The organism is Halomonas sp. THAF5a, assembly GCF_009363755.1.
Lineage (GTDB): Bacteria > Pseudomonadota > Gammaproteobacteria > Pseudomonadales > Halomonadaceae > Halomonas.
The window spans coordinates 1206176-1220256 of the sequence record NZ_CP045417.1 but is presented as its reverse complement, the minus strand read 5'-3'; the positions used below and the strand labels follow the sequence as shown (position 1 = coordinate 1220256).

At 64.4% G+C, this 14081-nt stretch carries 17 protein-coding genes and 1 pseudogene; 9 read left to right on the top strand and 9 right to left on the bottom strand.

Annotation, left to right across the window (positions count from 1 at the left end; all coding sequences use genetic code 11):
* Window positions 1–17 precede the first annotated feature (17 nt).
* Window positions 18–428 (top strand): hypothetical protein, encoded by a 411-nt coding sequence (locus FIU83_RS05465; RefSeq protein WP_152483114.1) that lies wholly within the window; start codon window positions 18–20, stop codon window positions 426–428.
* Window positions 429–517: 89 nt separating this feature from the next.
* Window positions 518–1927: a TolC family outer membrane protein gene (locus FIU83_RS05460; protein WP_152483113.1), complete on the top strand. Its 1410-nt coding sequence runs from the start codon at window positions 518–520 to the stop codon at window positions 1925–1927.
* Window positions 1928–2135: 208 nt separating this feature from the next.
* On the opposite strand, the gene FIU83_RS05455 is transcribed toward FIU83_RS05460, so the two are convergent.
* From FIU83_RS05455 to FIU83_RS05415, 9 genes and pseudogenes are all read right to left on the bottom strand, one after another.
* Window positions 2136–2825, bottom strand: a complete 690-nt coding sequence (locus tag FIU83_RS05455) for a pirin family protein (RefSeq protein WP_152485257.1) — start codon at window positions 2823–2825, stop codon at window positions 2136–2138.
* Window positions 2826–2987: 162 nt separating this feature from the next.
* Window positions 2988–3101: pseudogene (locus FIU83_RS05450) on the bottom strand (NAD(P)H:quinone oxidoreductase); the annotation flags it as partial.
* Complete coding sequence (locus tag FIU83_RS05445; RefSeq protein WP_152483112.1) at window positions 3101–3325, bottom strand: hypothetical protein; 225 nt, start codon at window positions 3323–3325, stop codon at window positions 3101–3103. The pseudogene FIU83_RS05450 and the gene FIU83_RS05445, both read right to left, overlap by 1 nt.
* A 29-nt stretch (window positions 3326–3354) precedes the next feature.
* Complete coding sequence (locus tag FIU83_RS05440) at window positions 3355–3663, bottom strand: hypothetical protein (protein ID WP_152483111.1); 309 nt, start codon at window positions 3661–3663, stop codon at window positions 3355–3357.
* Between the two features lie 29 nt (window positions 3664–3692).
* Window positions 3693–4001, bottom strand: coding sequence for a hypothetical protein (locus FIU83_RS05435; RefSeq protein WP_152483110.1), 309 nt, complete (start codon window positions 3999–4001; stop codon window positions 3693–3695).
* A 589-nt stretch (window positions 4002–4590) separates the two neighbouring features.
* A complete protein-coding gene (locus FIU83_RS05430; RefSeq protein ID WP_152483109.1) occupies window positions 4591–5781 on the bottom strand; it encodes an MFS transporter in 1191 nt (396 codons plus the stop codon).
* Window positions 5778–6185, bottom strand: coding sequence for a heme-binding protein (locus tag FIU83_RS05425; protein ID WP_152483108.1), 408 nt, complete (start codon window positions 6183–6185; stop codon window positions 5778–5780). Before FIU83_RS05425 ends, FIU83_RS05430 begins: the two co-directional genes overlap by 4 nt.
* A 148-nt stretch (window positions 6186–6333) precedes the next feature.
* The gene (locus FIU83_RS05420; RefSeq protein WP_253939585.1) at window positions 6334–7014 is read right to left on the bottom strand and encodes an IclR family transcriptional regulator; all 681 of its coding nucleotides are present in this window, start codon (window positions 7012–7014) and stop codon (window positions 6334–6336) included.
* A 96-nt stretch (window positions 7015–7110) separates the two neighbouring features.
* Window positions 7111–7425 carry a helix-turn-helix domain-containing protein gene (locus FIU83_RS05415; protein ID WP_202802766.1) on the bottom strand — a complete coding sequence of 105 codons (315 nt, stop codon included), beginning with the start codon at window positions 7423–7425 and terminating at the stop codon, window positions 7111–7113.
* Between the two features lie 289 nt (window positions 7426–7714).
* Between FIU83_RS05415 and FIU83_RS05410 the strand changes: the two genes are divergently transcribed.
* The 7 genes from FIU83_RS05410 (at window position 7715) to FIU83_RS05380 (ending at window position 13781) form a co-directional block, all read left to right on the top strand.
* On the top strand, window positions 7715–8302 hold the full coding sequence (locus tag FIU83_RS05410; protein WP_172976029.1) for an NAD(P)H-dependent oxidoreductase: 588 nt from the start codon (window positions 7715–7717) through the stop codon (window positions 8300–8302).
* A gap of 29 nt (window positions 8303–8331) precedes the next feature.
* The gene (locus FIU83_RS05405; RefSeq protein WP_016854282.1) at window positions 8332–8679 is read left to right on the top strand and encodes a cupin domain-containing protein; all 348 of its coding nucleotides are present in this window, start codon (window positions 8332–8334) and stop codon (window positions 8677–8679) included.
* A gap of 26 nt (window positions 8680–8705) precedes the next feature.
* A complete protein-coding gene (locus FIU83_RS05400; protein WP_152483105.1) occupies window positions 8706–9506 on the top strand; it encodes an SDR family oxidoreductase in 801 nt (266 codons plus the stop codon).
* A 103-nt stretch (window positions 9507–9609) separates the two neighbouring features.
* Window positions 9610–10326: a glutathione S-transferase family protein gene (locus FIU83_RS05395; protein ID WP_152483104.1), complete on the top strand. Its 717-nt coding sequence runs from the start codon at window positions 9610–9612 to the stop codon at window positions 10324–10326.
* A 135-nt stretch (window positions 10327–10461) separates the two neighbouring features.
* Window positions 10462–11136 (top strand): NAD(P)H-dependent oxidoreductase, encoded by a 675-nt coding sequence (locus FIU83_RS05390; RefSeq protein WP_152483103.1) that lies wholly within the window; start codon window positions 10462–10464, stop codon window positions 11134–11136.
* Window positions 11136–13043 (top strand): monovalent cation:proton antiporter-2 (CPA2) family protein, encoded by a 1908-nt coding sequence (locus FIU83_RS05385; protein WP_152483102.1) that lies wholly within the window; start codon window positions 11136–11138, stop codon window positions 13041–13043. The genes FIU83_RS05390 and FIU83_RS05385 overlap by 1 nt, the downstream gene beginning before the upstream one ends.
* Before the next feature lie 66 nt (window positions 13044–13109).
* Window positions 13110–13781 (top strand): DsbA family protein, encoded by a 672-nt coding sequence (locus FIU83_RS05380; RefSeq protein ID WP_152483101.1) that lies wholly within the window; start codon window positions 13110–13112, stop codon window positions 13779–13781.
* Window positions 13782–14081 lie beyond the last annotated feature (300 nt).

The following is a 14081-nucleotide window of genomic DNA, read 5'->3' as shown; positions in this document are numbered from 1 at the left end:
CCACCCCAGGAGGCAAGATGCAGACCGACTTTCATGATGACATGGCCCTCGAGGCCGAGATCGAATGCTTCGCCCATCGCTGGTTCTCGCTCAGGAACCGCAATGCCCCGGCCGCGACCCTGGCGGAGCTGATCGCTCCCGACGCCACGATCCGTCTGCTCGGCGAGAGGCGAACGGTTGCCGAGTGCCTGGACGCCTGGGCCTCGAGAGACGGCGAGATCCTGCTGAGCAGCCATGCACCGCTTAGGGTTCGCAGCCGTCGCAAGGACGACCACCGGGTGCGTGTCGCGTTGAGCGTGCTGGAACGCACGGCCCTGCGCAATGGCGATGTCCGGCAGGTGGTGCAGGAGCAGCGCTGGGAACTGGATATCGCCAGCGGCGACTTCCTGATGACCGCCCTCTCCGTCGACGATATTCGCGACGCCTGAAGGCCGGGATATGCCCGCGGCTCCCTGCCGCACGAGGCCCCTTTGCCCCTCCGGACGCTGGCCTCAAGGAACCTGACAGGACCTGAAAGATGAAACATGTCACCTCTTCGTTGACCCGATACCGACGCCACCGCTGGCCCTTCCGTGCGGGCGTGCTCACCATCATGAGCCTGCTGGCGGGACCCGCGTCCGCCGCTGACCTGCTCACCATCAGCCGCGATGCCCTTGAGCACAACAGTACCCTGGCCTCGGCGCGCGCCCAGTTCGGTGGCGTGCAGGCGGGCGTCGACGTGGCCCGCGCGGACCTGCGCCCGCAGCTCGAGGCCTCGGGCGAGATCACCCACGACCGCCAGTACGAGAGCCCAGGCTCCTCCCTCGCCGGCACCGGCGGGAGGCAGGACGAGGACTACAACGGCGCGGCGCTGACTCTGGCCGCGACGCAGGCGCTGTATGACGCTCGCAACGGCGCCGAGCTCGAGCGGGCCGAGCGCCAGCTCGACCAGCAGACCTATCGCCTGGCCGCCACCGAGCAACAGGTGCTGGTCGATGTCGGCTCGGCCTACTTCGATATCCTGCGGGCCCATGAGGTCCTGGAGGCGCGCCGCGCCCAGGAGCGCGCCATCGGCCGCCAGCTGGAGCAGGCCGGAGAGCAGTTCGAGGTCGGTCTGATCGCCATCACCGAGGTGGAAGAGGCCCGGGCACGCTTCGACCAGTCCCGGGCCGAGCGCATCACCGCCGAGAGCAACCTGCAGGTTAGCTTCGAGGCCCTGGAGCGATTGACCGGCGAGCGCTACGACAGCCTCGCTACCCTCCAGGCCGCCATGCCGGTGATGCCGCCGACGCCCATGCGCCGGGACGACTGGGTGGCGATGGCCATGGAGCGCAACCCGCTGGTGCTGGCCAGCCAGGCCGGGGTGGAGGTGTCGCGCAGCGGCGTCGACGTCGCCCGGGCCGAGCGACTGCCGGTGATCGAGGCCTTCGCCCGCTACCAGTACAGCGACGACGATCGTGAGGCGCTGGACGGCCATACCTCCGCCAGCCAGGTCGGCGCTCGGGTGAGCCTGCCGCTATACACCGGCGGGCGCACCAGCGCCGGCATTCGCCAGTCCACCTACGCGCTGGAGGCCAGCCAGTACGACCTCGAGGACCGGCGTCGAGAGACCATCCGCCGGGTGCGCTCGCTGTTCACCCAGGTGCGCAACGACGTGGCCACGGTGGAGGCGCGGGCCCAGGCCATCGTCTCCAACCAGAGCGCCCTGGACGCCACCCGAGCCGGCTACGAGGTGGGCACACGCAACATCGTCGATGTATTGAATGCCGAGCAGAACCTCTACGATGCGGTGGCCGCCCACGCCGAGGCGCGCTTGGATCATGTCATCAATCTGCTGAACCTTCACCAACAGGCGGGCAGCCTGGACGTCGACTTTCTCACCACGCTCAATGGCTGGCTCACGGCCGAAGCCGCGGTCTCCGTGAGGCCCACGACGCCGGATGCCTGAGACCGATAGTGTGCTCCAGGTGCGTGCTCGGGTCAGTGGCCTCGAACGTCCGTGCGTATCGAGGCCCGTGAACTCCTCTTAGCCATCACTCAGGATCCAGGGTGGCGGTTCACAGCGGCCGTGGATCGAATGCCGGAGGGCAGCCGCAAGGAGGGCTCACTCGGTAATTGCAGCCCCCGAGCAAGGAGGGTTCGCCACTCCCCTTCTCTTAAGCCAGATCGAACAGGAGAATCTCGGAGGCCTCGATGCCGACCACCTCGATGGGCTCGCCCGGCTCGAAGGCAGCCGCATCGCCGGCCGAGAGCGACTGGCCGTTGACCCTAGCCTCTCCCCGCGCGATGTGCAGCCAGGCATGGCGGACGGCCGGTATCTTCGCCTGCTCCCCGGCATCGAAAAGCCCTGCATAGAGGTTGACGTCCTGGTTGACGCTGACGGAACCGTCACGGCCTTCCGCGGAAACGACCAGGCGCCACTCACCCTGACGCTGTGCTGCCGGGAAGTGCTTCTGTTCATAGCTCGGCGCGACGCCCCGTCGCTGCGGCTCTATCCAGATCTGCAGGAAGTGAAGCTCTTCGTCGGTGGAGTGATTGAACTCGCTGTGCCGGACTCCGGTCCCCGCCGACATGCGCTGTACATCACCGGGACGCATGACCGTCCCATGTCCCATGCTGTCCTTGTGGGCCATGGCACCCGACAGGACATAGGAGATGATCTCCATGTTCCGGTGCGGGTGGGTACCGAAGCCCGCGCCTCCCTGAACACGGTCCTCGTTGATGACTCGAAGTGTCCTGAACCCCATGTGGTCGGGATCGACATAGTGGGCGAAAGAGAAGGTGTGGCGGGAACGCAGCCAGCCGAGATCGGCATGGCCACGTTCATGGGCACGTCGCAGGATCATTGGGGGGTCTCTCTTGAATACGGGCGTCACCTCGTCAACACCCGACCAGGCATGCTCTCGTGAACGAACAAGGAAAGAGGCAAGAAAAACGGCAAAGAGCGTCACCAGACGGCGCCTTGCCGAGGCTATTATCCCGGGTGCTATCGGGTCACGATATCGCCGTCAGCCGTCGACCTGGAGACGAACCGCCTTCTTGGCCACCGTCTCACACTGGAAGCGCGCTATGGTCAGCTCGCGCTCATCGGGCTGGCGAGAGCCATCGCCTCCCGCAATGGTCAGCCTTGTCGGGATTCGGCCATGGCGGCGCTTTGGTCTGCATGCTCGTAAGCGCTGGCCATATCCATCACTGCTCCCTCCCTAGACGCATGGTAGGTGGCCGCTTGTTGGACCGCGGACAGTGGTTCGCTTAACTGCCTGGAGAACGCAGTAGCCAGACCCGCCTGCGCAGCCATGGCAAGAGCAGCGATAAGAAGAGCGGCAAGGGTTGGCTTGATCGCCATGGTGTATCTCCTTGGCTTTGGTGAAGTGTTTATTTGGTCGCGTTGCGAGCCAGCTGAAGTCCGGCGCTGGTCGACTTCCCGCCATGACCGTCACCGGCACGGTACATCGCGTTCAGTCTTGCTCGGGACTCGGCCATGGCGGAGCTTTGATCGGCGTGCTCGAAAACGCCGGCAAGCGCCCTCAGGGCTTCCTTCCCAGACACACTCTGGGCGGTGCCCTGCTGGACGGCGGAGAGGGGTTCGCTGAACTGCATGGAAAGCGTCGAGGCCTGACCGGCCTGAGCGGCCATGGGCATGGCGGCGATAAGAAGGGCGGCAAGGGTTGGCTTGATGGTCATGGTGTATCTCCTTGGGTTGGGTGAGGTGTTTATTTGGTCGCGTTGCGAGCCAGCTGAAGTCCGGCGCTGATTGACTTCCCGCCAGGGCCGTCACCGGCCCGGTACCTCGCGTTCAGTCTTGCTCGGGACTCGGCCATGGCGGCGCTTTGATCGGCGTGCTCGAAAGCGCCAGCAAGCCCCCTCAGGGTTTCCTTCCCTGACACACTCTGGGCGGTGCCCTGCTGGACGGCGGAGAGTGGTTCGCTGAACTGCATGGAAAGCGTCGAGGCCTGGCCGGCCTGAGCGGCCACGGGCATGGCGGCGATAAGAAGGGCGGCAAGGGTTGGCTTGATGGTCATGGTGTATCTCCTTGAGGTTGATCAGAGAAGCTCGTCGTGTGGATGAGCGCATACTAGACCTTTCAGATAATCGAACAAAAGCGGCTTTAATAGACATATTTATTCGAAAAAATAGAATATAATTGCACCTTGATCAGGCTTGCGCCACGACCCACGCCGTTTCTGACCGGCGCCAGACACGACATCTATGCCCCGGCCCCCAGGACGAGAGGCTCCGCAGGGTTGGTCAGGTCGGAACGGAAGGGAGGTTCGTGATGGCGGGGATGACCAATGGAGAGCATGAAGACCGGATCGGATGTGCCGTTCGCATCATCATGATGGCGACTCGGTCCTCAGCAGAGAGATGGCGATAATTGCCTGATCTAAGGCTTTCGCGTAAATCTATGCCAGGAACTCTGGCACGGATGGAACGGTGAACTCCTGCCAACAACCGCCGGCCCTCATCGCCCTCGGGGTACAGAAAAAGCGATTCGCGGATTTACCGCCACGATGAAGAGCGAACAGCCGGTCTCATGCCTTGGTGCCCGACCCGCCCGCTACCAGGCCCCCTTCGCCAAGGGGGCCGTAGCCTTGTAGAACGACGATTCCATCACGCCATCGCCTCGGCGACTCGGGAGCGGTTCACCTGCCCCTGGAGCCACAGCGCGCCCAGCGCCAGCATCGCCATGCCACTGCCGGCCAGCGGCGTCATCTCCAGCGCCTGCTGTGCGACCAGCGCACTCCCCACGGCGGAGCCGGCCGAGATGCCGATGTTGAACGAGGAGATGTTGAGCGCCGAGGCGAAGGCCACCGCCCGCGGCCGATGCTGCTCGGCCGTGGCCAGCATGCCGGACTGAAAGGCCGGCGACAGCCCGAAGGCCAAGGCGCCCCACACCGCCAGCCAAACCGGCATCAGCCACCTCGCCTCGCCCCAGGCGTGGATGATCGCCAGGATCGCCGCCAGTCCGACCAGCAGCCAGGCGGCCGTGCGCCGCCAGCCGATGGCGCCGACCAGCCGCCCGCCCATCAGGTTGCCGACGAGAGTGGCGCCACCGAAGACCACCAGCAGGCCACTGGCGGCCGCCGTGGAGAAGCCCGTCTGCTCGGTCAGCCAGGCGCTGATGTAGGTAAACAGCGGGAAGGTCGCCCCGAAGCCCAGCGCCGTCAGCGTCATGGTCAACACGATGACCGGATGCCCGAGGGCCGACAGCTGCTCCCCCCAGCTCCCCGTCGGCTGAGCCGCCAGCGAGGCCGGGACCCAACGCCACAGCGCAATGAGCGCGATGACTGCCAGGGCTAGAATCGCCATGAAGGGCATCCGCCACCCCATGCCGTTCCCCAGCAGGCTGCCGATAGGCACGCCCACGACCATGGCCAGCGTCAGACCCGAGAACATCAGAGCGATGGCACTGCCGGATCGCCCCTCCGGCGCCAGCCGACTGGCCACGGTGGCCCCCAAGGCGAACAGGGCACCATGCGCCACAGCCGTGATCACTCGGCCGAGCATCAGGCTGGTGAAGTCCTGGGCGACGACCGCCAGCAGGTTGCCGATCACGAAGAGCGTCATCAGCCCCGTCAGCACCCGACGCGGCGCAAAGCGGGACAGCGTCAACATGAGCAGCGGCGTGCCGATCGCCAGGGCCAGGGCGTAGCCACTCACCAGCGCGCCGGCACGATCCTGAGTGACGCCGAGATCGGAGGCGATCGCGGGCAGCACCCCGACCACGATGAACTCCGCCATGCCGATGGCAAAGGCGGCCACCGCCAATGCGAGGACGGCAGGATGCTGGCCGCGCATCATGCCGCCTCCCGGGCCATCAGGCGCGGCCCCAGCTGGGCAAGGGTCTCGTCCAGCTCGACGGTCGCGCCGGCCACACCGACCGCCCCGACCACGCGCCGTTGTGCATCGCGCACTACCACGCCACCCCCGAAGCTGATCAGGCCCCCGTTGGTGTTCTCCAGGGTATAGACGGCCTCCCCCGGGGCGGCGATCTGGCCCAGCTGGGCACTGTCGGTCTGGAACAGCGACGCCGTGCGCGCCTTCTTGATCGCGACATCGATACTGCCGGGGACCGCGCCATCCATGCGTTCGAAGGCGACCTGGAGGCCGCTGGCGTCCACGATGGCCAGCGAGACGGCGAATCCCTCATCGGCGGCGGCCTGGCGGATACCGGCGATGATGTGGTGGGCATCGTCAAGGTGCATGTCATTCTCCTCAAGAATCTGGTCAAGATCAGCGCCGTCGGCGACGACGCGATGAGGAGCATGCCTGCGACGAACAGACAGACACAGGGGGAAGAAGCGGATGCCGACCAGGATTCGACAATGTCGAACGGCGAGACGGACAAGAGGATCAGCGCGCCAGCAGCTGCTTCGCCAACCGATTCAGCCGCGACGGCGACCAGCGCGAGGCCGGACCCGCCATGCCCAGTGCCGCCACGCAGTCGCCCCGCTGCCGCAAGGGGATCGCCAGGCAGCAAAGGCCCGCCTCGACGTCCTCGAGGTCCAGTGCGAAGCCGCGGGCGCTGACCTCCCGAAGCCGGGCCTCCTGCGCATCGCTCAGGGGGGCATCGCGCCTGACCTGGCGCAGCAGGTCGTCATCGTTGGCCAGGAAGACATGGCCGATCGCCGAATGACGCAACGATTCCCGGCGCCCTCGAGGACTCTGGACGCGACGCGGCTGCCGACCCTCCACAGCCTCGAGATACAGGTACTCCTGGCTGCCGCAGGGGGTGGCCAGATAGACGGTCTCGTCGCTCAGCGCCGCGGCCTCGTCCAGCAGCGCGCGGTAGTGCTGGCGGAGCTGCTCGCGCTCCTGCGCCAGGGGCTCGGCCAGCTCATCGAGTCGTAGGCCGAGCCAGTATCCCTCGGACAGGCGACGCACGTAGCCCAGCGCCACCAAGGTGTCCAGCAGCCCGTGGACGGTGGTCTTGCTCAGGCCCGCCTCGGCACTGAGGCTCGCCAGTGTCTGCGGCCTATCTGCGTGTCGTAACGCCTCCAGCAGCAGGAAGCTGCGTGACACCGACTGGATCATCCTGGTCACGGGCATGTCTCATCGTGTCGCCAGGGCCGCTTCATGAGGCCTCCTGGAGGTCGCGGTGATCGCCCCGAGATCCTGTACATGGTGCCGTCACTCCGCCACGACATCGGCCGGCAAGGACTCGCTCCATTCGCGCAGCTCATCGAGCACCTTGATGGCCGTCTCCCCCAGCGGCGTGATCGCATATTCCACGATCACCGGGGACGTCTCGCGCACGTGGCGGGAGATCAATCCCTTCGCCTCGAGGAAGCGCAGTCGCTCGGTGATCATCTTCTTGCTGGCACCGCCCACCATCCGGGCCAGGTCATTGAACCGCACCGGTCCGTCCTTGATATGCCACAGCAAGGACCCCGTCCACTTGCCACCGAGCACGCGCATGCCCTTCTCGATGGCGCAGGGTTCCATGCAGGGCGCCGCGACCCGACGCCGGCCTTTCGAATCTTCCGTCACAAACGCATCCAATCGCACACCTCCTGTCGTGTCTGCCCAGCGCCAACGGGGTTCTGGGCCTGAAACCGCTCATCGATTCCCGAGTGCTCCCCGGAAGGTGCCATCCCGGGGCGGGCCTGGTCGATCCTCCGAAGAGCCAGGTTACCAAAAGTATACTAGTTGTTTTTGGTTACCACTCGCTCCATCTTAACGCCTGCAGAGCTTGTTGATCCACTACTCGTTGCCCATCGTGGCGGAGGATTTCATGCGTAAGATCTTGATCATCAACGGACACCAGCCCTACCCGTTTGCCAAGGGCACGCTCAACGACAGCCTCGTCGAGCGCGCGCGCTCCTGGCTTGACGACCAGGGGCACGAGGTGCGCGTCAGCCGCATCGCCGAAGGGTATGACGTCGAGGAGGCGATCGCCGCCCACCAGTGGGCCGACGTCGTGATCATGCAGTTCCCGATCAACTGGATGATGGTGCCCTGGTCCTTCAAGAAATACATGGATGAGGTCTATACCGCCGGCATGGACGGCCGTTTCTGCGAGGGCGACGGGCGCACCGCCGAGAAGCCGAAGGAGAACTACGGGCTGGGCGGCACTCTCACCGGCACACAGTACATGCTCAGCGTCACGCTCAACGCCCCGGCCGAGGCCTTCAACGACCCCGACGAACCCTTCTTCGCCGGCAAGTCGCTGGATGACCTGGTCGCCCCCGTGCATCTGAACGCACGCTTCTTCGACATGAGCGCCCTGCCGACCTTCGGTGCCTACGACGTGATGAAGAACCCCGATATCGACAGCGACCTCACCCGCTTCGACGAACACCTCGAGCGCGTCTTCGGCTGATGCATCCGTCACACTCAGGAGAATCCCCCATGACAACGCCTCAATGGCCCGACGCTGGGCGCCCGGTACCGCTGGCCGACCAGGCCTCCCCGGAGTTCTATCGCGAGCTCATCAACACCGGCGAGACACGGCTGGTTCACATGACCATGGCCCCCGGCGCCGCCGATGCGCCTCACCGCCATCCGGAGGAGATCGTCTACTTCCTCTCCGCCGGGCGCCTGCGCATCGCACTGGAAAGCGGCGATGTCGTGGAGCGTGACGTGGTGGCAGGCGACGTCATGCACAACGAGGCCTGGGCGCACCAGGTGACCAACGTCGGCGCGACGCCCGTCGAGGCCATCATTTTCGAGCGCCTGGATCGCGACGACCTGGCGTAACCCCACTTATCTCGAGGAGAGAGACGATGAAAACCATTCTGATGACCGGGGCCGGCAGCGGCCTGGCAGAAGGGGCGGCACTGGCACTGGCGCAACAAGGGCACCGGGTGATTGCCACAGTGGAAATCTGGCCCCAGGTGTCGGCCCTGAGGGAAAAGGCGCAGCAGCAGGGCGTTGACCTGGAGGTCGAGAAACTCGACATCACCGATGCCCAGGATCGCGACAGCGTCTTTGCGCGCTACGGCGCCGAGGTGGATGTCGTGGTGGCTAACGCGGCGATCGGCGAGACCGGCCCCATCGCCGAGATTCCCGTGGCGCGCGTGCGCAAGGTCTTCGAGACGAACGTCTTCTCGACGCTGGAGTTCGTGCAGCCTTACGCCAAGGCCTTCGCCGATCGCGGCCAGGGCAAGATCGTGCTGGTATCGTCCATCGCCGGGTTCACCACCTTCCCCTACCTCGCGCCCTATGTGGCGTCCAAGCATGCCCTGGAGGCCATTGCCCAGCTGCTCCACGAAGAGCTGGCACCGCTGGGCGTGAAGGTCGCCACCATCAACCCGGGCCCCTTCCGCACCGGCTTCAACGACCGCATGTACGACACCCTCGACCAGTGGTACGACCCAGCGACACACTTCACCCCCGAGGCGCCGATCCGCGAGACCCAGCAGCTGTTCGCCGGGGACGATCTGCAGCTCGACCCCTCCTCCATGATCGATGAGATGGTACGCCTCATCCCGCTGGACGAGCATGCCTTCCGCAACGTGCATCCCGCACGATTCGAGGAGGACGTGAAGCGCTACCAGGAGAGCCTCTGGGACCGTCAGATGTGACCGTCCACAGGCAGCAGGCAATGCGCGTCGGGCTCGATGCAAGAGGGTACCGGGCCCGACGCGCAACACCCTTCATCGCGTCACCCCCATGAGGATGTTCCCCATGTCACAGCCGGATATTCACCTGTACACCGCCGCCACCATGAACGGCTACAAGCCGGTCATCTTTCTCGAGGAAGCGGAGGTGCCCTACGAGCTGACCTTCATCGACTTCGGCAAGAAGGAGCAGAAGGCGCCCGACTATCTCAAGCTCAATCCCAACGGGCGCATTCCCACCATCGTCGACCGGGGCAACGACGACTTCGCCGTGTTCGAGAGCGGCGCCATCCTCTGGTACCTGGCCGAGAAGTACGACCGCTTCCTGCCCAGAGAGGCCAAGGCCCGCAGCGAAACGCTGCAGTGGCTGATGTTCCAGATGGGCGGCATCGGCCCAATGATGGGCCAGGCCATGTACTTCCAGCGCATCGCCGCCCCCAACGGCCAGGAGGAACCCTTCTCTATCAAGCGCTACGTGGATGAATCCCGTCGCCTGCTGGAGGTCCTGAACACCCGCCTGGAGGGCCGCGATTGGCTGGCGGGGGATCAGTACACCATCGCCGACATGGCGACCTACCCCTGGGCCCGCGCCTACGTCTGGGCCAAGGTGTCGATCGAGGGTCTCGACCACCTGAAGGCCTGGTTCGAGCGGCTCGATGCGCGCCCCCAGATCCAGAAGGCCTTGACCATCCCGAAGGCACAGCCCGCGTTCTGGGGTGACGCCGACGAAAGCGAGTTCCTCAGGGAGAATGCCGCTCGTTTCGCCACCGATGTCAGGAAGTGAGAGCCCATCACGGCTTCACGAGAATGCTGGTCCGTGACCCCGTCAGGATAGTCGTGAGTGGCCTCACCGGGAGTGTGAGGCCACTCGCTTGGCGCTCCACAAGTGCGTGGAGATCAACGATAAAGAGAGAGTCCCATGAAGGTACTCGTCTACCTCGCTCATCCACGACCTGATCGCTCAGAGGTCAATGCCACGCTCTTTCGTCAGGCAAGCAACGCCGGACATGTGACCAGCGTCGATCTCTATGCCACCTACCCTAGCATGGACATCGACATAGACGCCGAACAGCGGCGTCTCGTGGAACATGATGTTATCGTCTTTCAGCATCCATTCTATTGGTACTCCTGCCCAGCACTGCTCAAGGAGTGGATAGACCTGGTGCTGGAATACGGCTTCGCCTATGGCCCTCAGGGACAAGCGCTCAAGGGCAAGCAGGTGATGCATGTGATCAGCTGTGGTGCCGCTCGGCATGCCTACACTCAGGAGGGCTACAAGGGCGTCACGGTGCCCGAACTCCTACGGCCTTTCAAGGCAACATGGCAGCTTTGCCAAGTTGAGTGGCTGCCCCCGCTGGTGCTGTTCGATGCCGGCAGGGCGGAGGCAGATGGGCGTCTCGATGAGCACTGCCAAGACTACCGTGCCCTGCTCGACCTGCTTCATCACACCCCTCTGGATGCCGCTCAGCTGAGCCGTCACGCGCTCTTTAATGACTACCTCAGCGACACGCCTTTCGACACGAGCCATGAGACGTCATCGGCCGCGTCCTTGGCATCATCTCCTTCTTTTCACTCACCGCGCGGACGAAACTGATGGAATTACTGGCAGCGGGATTCGTCTATCTGGCGGCGGCCGTCATCGCCGTGCCACTGGCCAACCGTCTGGGGCTAGGATCGGTACTCGGCTATTTGATCGCCGGCGTGATCATCGGTCCGCTCTTGGGGGTCGTGGGGCAGGAAGCCACCGAGGTGCAGCACTTCGCCGAATTTGGTGTGGTGATGATGCTGTTTCTGGTCGGATTGGAACTTCAACCCTCCCAGTTGTGGGCCATGCGCTACCAGTTGGCAGGACTCGGGGGGCTCCAGGTCGTGCTCAGCACGGTGGCGATAGGCGGCGTGGCCTGGTGCTTCGGGCTTGCCTGGCAGGGTGCCTTGGCGCTCGGCATGATCCTGGCGCTGTCCTCTACGGCCATCGTGCTGCAGACCCTTCACGAGAAAGGGCTGATGACGACTCACGGCGGTCAAAGTGCTTTTTCGGTACTGCTCACTCAGGACATTGCCGTCATTCCCATGCTCGCCTTGATGCCACTGCTGGCGGTGACCGGAGCGAGTCAGGGCCATGAGGGCAGCCAGGCGGCACATGGAGATACCGAAGCCAGCACCCACGGGCAGTTAGCACACCTCTTCTCGACACTGCCGGACTGGCTACAGGTGGTCGTCATTCTCGCCGTGATTGGCGGGATCATTCTGGCAGGGCGTCTTCTGATGCGCCCCCTGCTGCGCTTCATCGCCCAGAGTGGCCTGCGCGAGATATTCACCGCGGCGGCCCTGCTGCTGGTGATCGGCATCGCCCTGCTCATGTCGCTGGTGGGCCTATCACCGGCACTCGGAACCTTCCTCGCCGGTGTCGTACTTTCGGACAGCGAGTACCGCCATGAGTTGGAAAGTGATGTGGAGCCCTTCAAGGGACTGTTGCTGGGCCTGTTCTTCATCACCGTGGGCGCCACCATCGATGTCGGCCTGCTGATGTCCGAGGCCACCGCCGTGGTGTCGATCGCCCTTGGACTGCTCCTGCTCAAGGGCAGCATCCTGTTTGCCCTCGCCTCCCTGTTCGGACTGCGCGGGGCCAACCGCTGGCTGTTTGCCCTGGGGCTGGCCCAGGCCGGGGAATTCGCGTTCGTATTGTTTGCCTTCGCCACCAGCAGCGGAGTTCTTGACGACGAGATCACCCGCATCATGACCCTGGCCGTGGCCCTGACCATGCTGATGACGCCGCTGCTGTTTATCCTGTTCGAGAAAGTGTTGGCTCCCCGTGCCCAACAAAGCAGCACTGGTGAAAGCCCTAAGATCGACCAGCGCGAGTCCATCGTGGTGGCCGGCATGGGACGCTTCGGTCAGATCGTGGCACGGTTGCTTACCTCACGAGGTCATGAAGTCACCATTCTCGACCATGACCCGGAAACCATCGAACACCTCGCCAGGATTGGTTTCCGGGTCTACTACGGCGACGCCACGCGCCCTGATCTGTTGGAGTCGGCAGGACTCCCGTCGGCGTCCCTGCTGATTGCAGCGTTGGACGACCGCGACAAACAGACTCGCCTGGTCGAGCAGGTGGCTAACCGATGGCCCCATGTCACGGTCCTGGCCCGAGCCCACGATCGCCACCATGTTTATGAGCTTGAGAAGGCCGGCGCCCATCATGTCGAACGAGAGACATTCGAAAGCGCCCTGCACCTTGGCGGAGAGGCGCTGACAGTCCTGGGAGAACACCCGTTCGCTGCTCGCAAGGCGACCAATCGCTTTCGTCAACACGACCTCCAGAGCCTGGATGAACTACGCGCAGCCTGGGCAGAGGAAGGAGTCTCCGGTCGATACATCGATGCGATGCGGGCCCAGCACGGCATGCTGGCGCAGGTCATGCAAAGCGATCGGAAAGACGATGCCCTCTCTCGGTCTGAACGCGGCTGGACTCCACCGCCAGATGGCGATGCCACACAATGACCTCCTGGAACTCCTTTCAGGCAGTTGTATCGGCTTGATTATCAACCACTCCATCGGAGCATCCTCATGACACTCCCATCCCCGACCATCAACGTGGATATCGTCTCGGACGTCGTCTGCCCCTGGTGCGTCATCGGCTACCACCAGCTGGCCGAGGCGTCACGCCTGAGCGACATCCCGCTCGAGGTGCGCTGGCACCCGTTCGAACTCAATCCCCAGATGGCCGCCGAAGGCGAAAACCTGCGTGAGCACCTCGCGGCCAAGTACGGCACCACCCCCGAGGGCTCGCGCCAGGCCCGGGAAAAACTCACCGCCATGGGGGCCGAGCTGGGCTTCACCTTCCACTACACCGACGATATGCGCATGGTGAACACCTTTCGCGCCCACCAGCTGATCGACTGGGCCGAACAGCAAGGCCACGATGCGGGGCATCGCATGAAGCTGGCCCTCTTCAGCGCCTTCTTCACCGAGCGCCGGGACCTGCATCGCATCGAGGTCCTGGCAGACATTGCCGCTGGCCTCGGCCACGACAAAGCGACGGTCACGGCCATGCTGGAAGCCGGGGACAGGGCGGACAGCGTGCGAGAGCGTCAGGCCTACTGGCGCCGCCAGGGCATCAGCGGCGTGCCGGCCATGGTGTTCAACCATCGCTACCTGGTCACTGGCGCCCAGGGCGTGGACAATTACCAGGAAGTGCTGAAGCAGGTGGCCGCCGAGCAGACCGATCAAGCTCATTGAGCAGAGAGGCATGCTGCCGAGAGTGGCTCCTCGAGCAGGGAGCTCCTCAATCCCGGACACGCGAAAAGCCCCCAGGCACAGCCAGGCTTGCTGGGTGATAGCGCGCTCGCACCGAGTGAGCCACTCGATCAGACTCGGGCCTCCCCCATCGAATAAGGACATTTCCCATGATCAGCGCCAACGATATCAACGCCATGCTGGCCGAGCACTGGCCAAGCTGTCCGTTCACCTGTGAGCGACTCGCCATCTGGATGGATGGACTATGAAAGCCAATCCTGTGCGATCGCTCAGGGCGTCTAT

What these genes read in the sequence shown, in the direction of transcription:
- FIU83_RS05390 (WP_152483103.1), top strand. Translation starts at nt 10,462, where the DNA reads ATGAAGGTACTCGTCTACCTCGCTCATCCACGACCTGATCGCTCAGAG.
- FIU83_RS05440 (WP_152483111.1), bottom strand. Translation starts at nt 3,663, where the DNA reads ATGACCATCAAGCCAACCCTTGCCGCCCTTCTTATCGCCGCCATGCCC.
- FIU83_RS05455 (WP_152485257.1), bottom strand. Translation starts at nt 2,825, where the DNA reads ATGATCCTGCGACGTGCCCATGAACGTGGCCATGCCGATCTCGGCTGG.
- FIU83_RS05385 (WP_152483102.1), top strand. Translation starts at nt 11,136, where the DNA reads ATGGAATTACTGGCAGCGGGATTCGTCTATCTGGCGGCGGCCGTCATC.
- FIU83_RS05395 (WP_152483104.1), top strand. Translation starts at nt 9,610, where the DNA reads ATGTCACAGCCGGATATTCACCTGTACACCGCCGCCACCATGAACGGC.
- FIU83_RS05405 (WP_016854282.1), top strand. Translation starts at nt 8,332, where the DNA reads ATGACAACGCCTCAATGGCCCGACGCTGGGCGCCCGGTACCGCTGGCC.
- FIU83_RS05400 (WP_152483105.1), top strand. Translation starts at nt 8,706, where the DNA reads ATGAAAACCATTCTGATGACCGGGGCCGGCAGCGGCCTGGCAGAAGGG.
- FIU83_RS05465 (WP_152483114.1), top strand. Translation starts at nt 18, where the DNA reads ATGCAGACCGACTTTCATGATGACATGGCCCTCGAGGCCGAGATCGAA.
- FIU83_RS05380 (WP_152483101.1), top strand. Translation starts at nt 13,110, where the DNA reads ATGACACTCCCATCCCCGACCATCAACGTGGATATCGTCTCGGACGTC.
- FIU83_RS05410 (WP_172976029.1), top strand. Translation starts at nt 7,715, where the DNA reads ATGCGTAAGATCTTGATCATCAACGGACACCAGCCCTACCCGTTTGCC.
- FIU83_RS05420 (WP_253939585.1), bottom strand. Translation starts at nt 7,014, where the DNA reads ATGATCCAGTCGGTGTCACGCAGCTTCCTGCTGCTGGAGGCGTTACGA.
- FIU83_RS05430 (WP_152483109.1), bottom strand. Translation starts at nt 5,781, where the DNA reads ATGATGCGCGGCCAGCATCCTGCCGTCCTCGCATTGGCGGTGGCCGCC.
- FIU83_RS05445 (WP_152483112.1), bottom strand. Translation starts at nt 3,325, where the DNA reads ATGGCGATCAAGCCAACCCTTGCCGCTCTTCTTATCGCTGCTCTTGCC.
- FIU83_RS05415 (WP_202802766.1), bottom strand. Translation starts at nt 7,425, where the DNA reads ATGGAACCCTGCGCCATCGAGAAGGGCATGCGCGTGCTCGGTGGCAAG.
- FIU83_RS05460 (WP_152483113.1), top strand. Translation starts at nt 518, where the DNA reads ATGAAACATGTCACCTCTTCGTTGACCCGATACCGACGCCACCGCTGG.
- FIU83_RS05435 (WP_152483110.1), bottom strand. Translation starts at nt 4,001, where the DNA reads ATGACCATCAAGCCAACCCTTGCCGCCCTTCTTATCGCCGCCATGCCC.
- FIU83_RS05425 (WP_152483108.1), bottom strand. Translation starts at nt 6,185, where the DNA reads ATGCACCTTGACGATGCCCACCACATCATCGCCGGTATCCGCCAGGCC.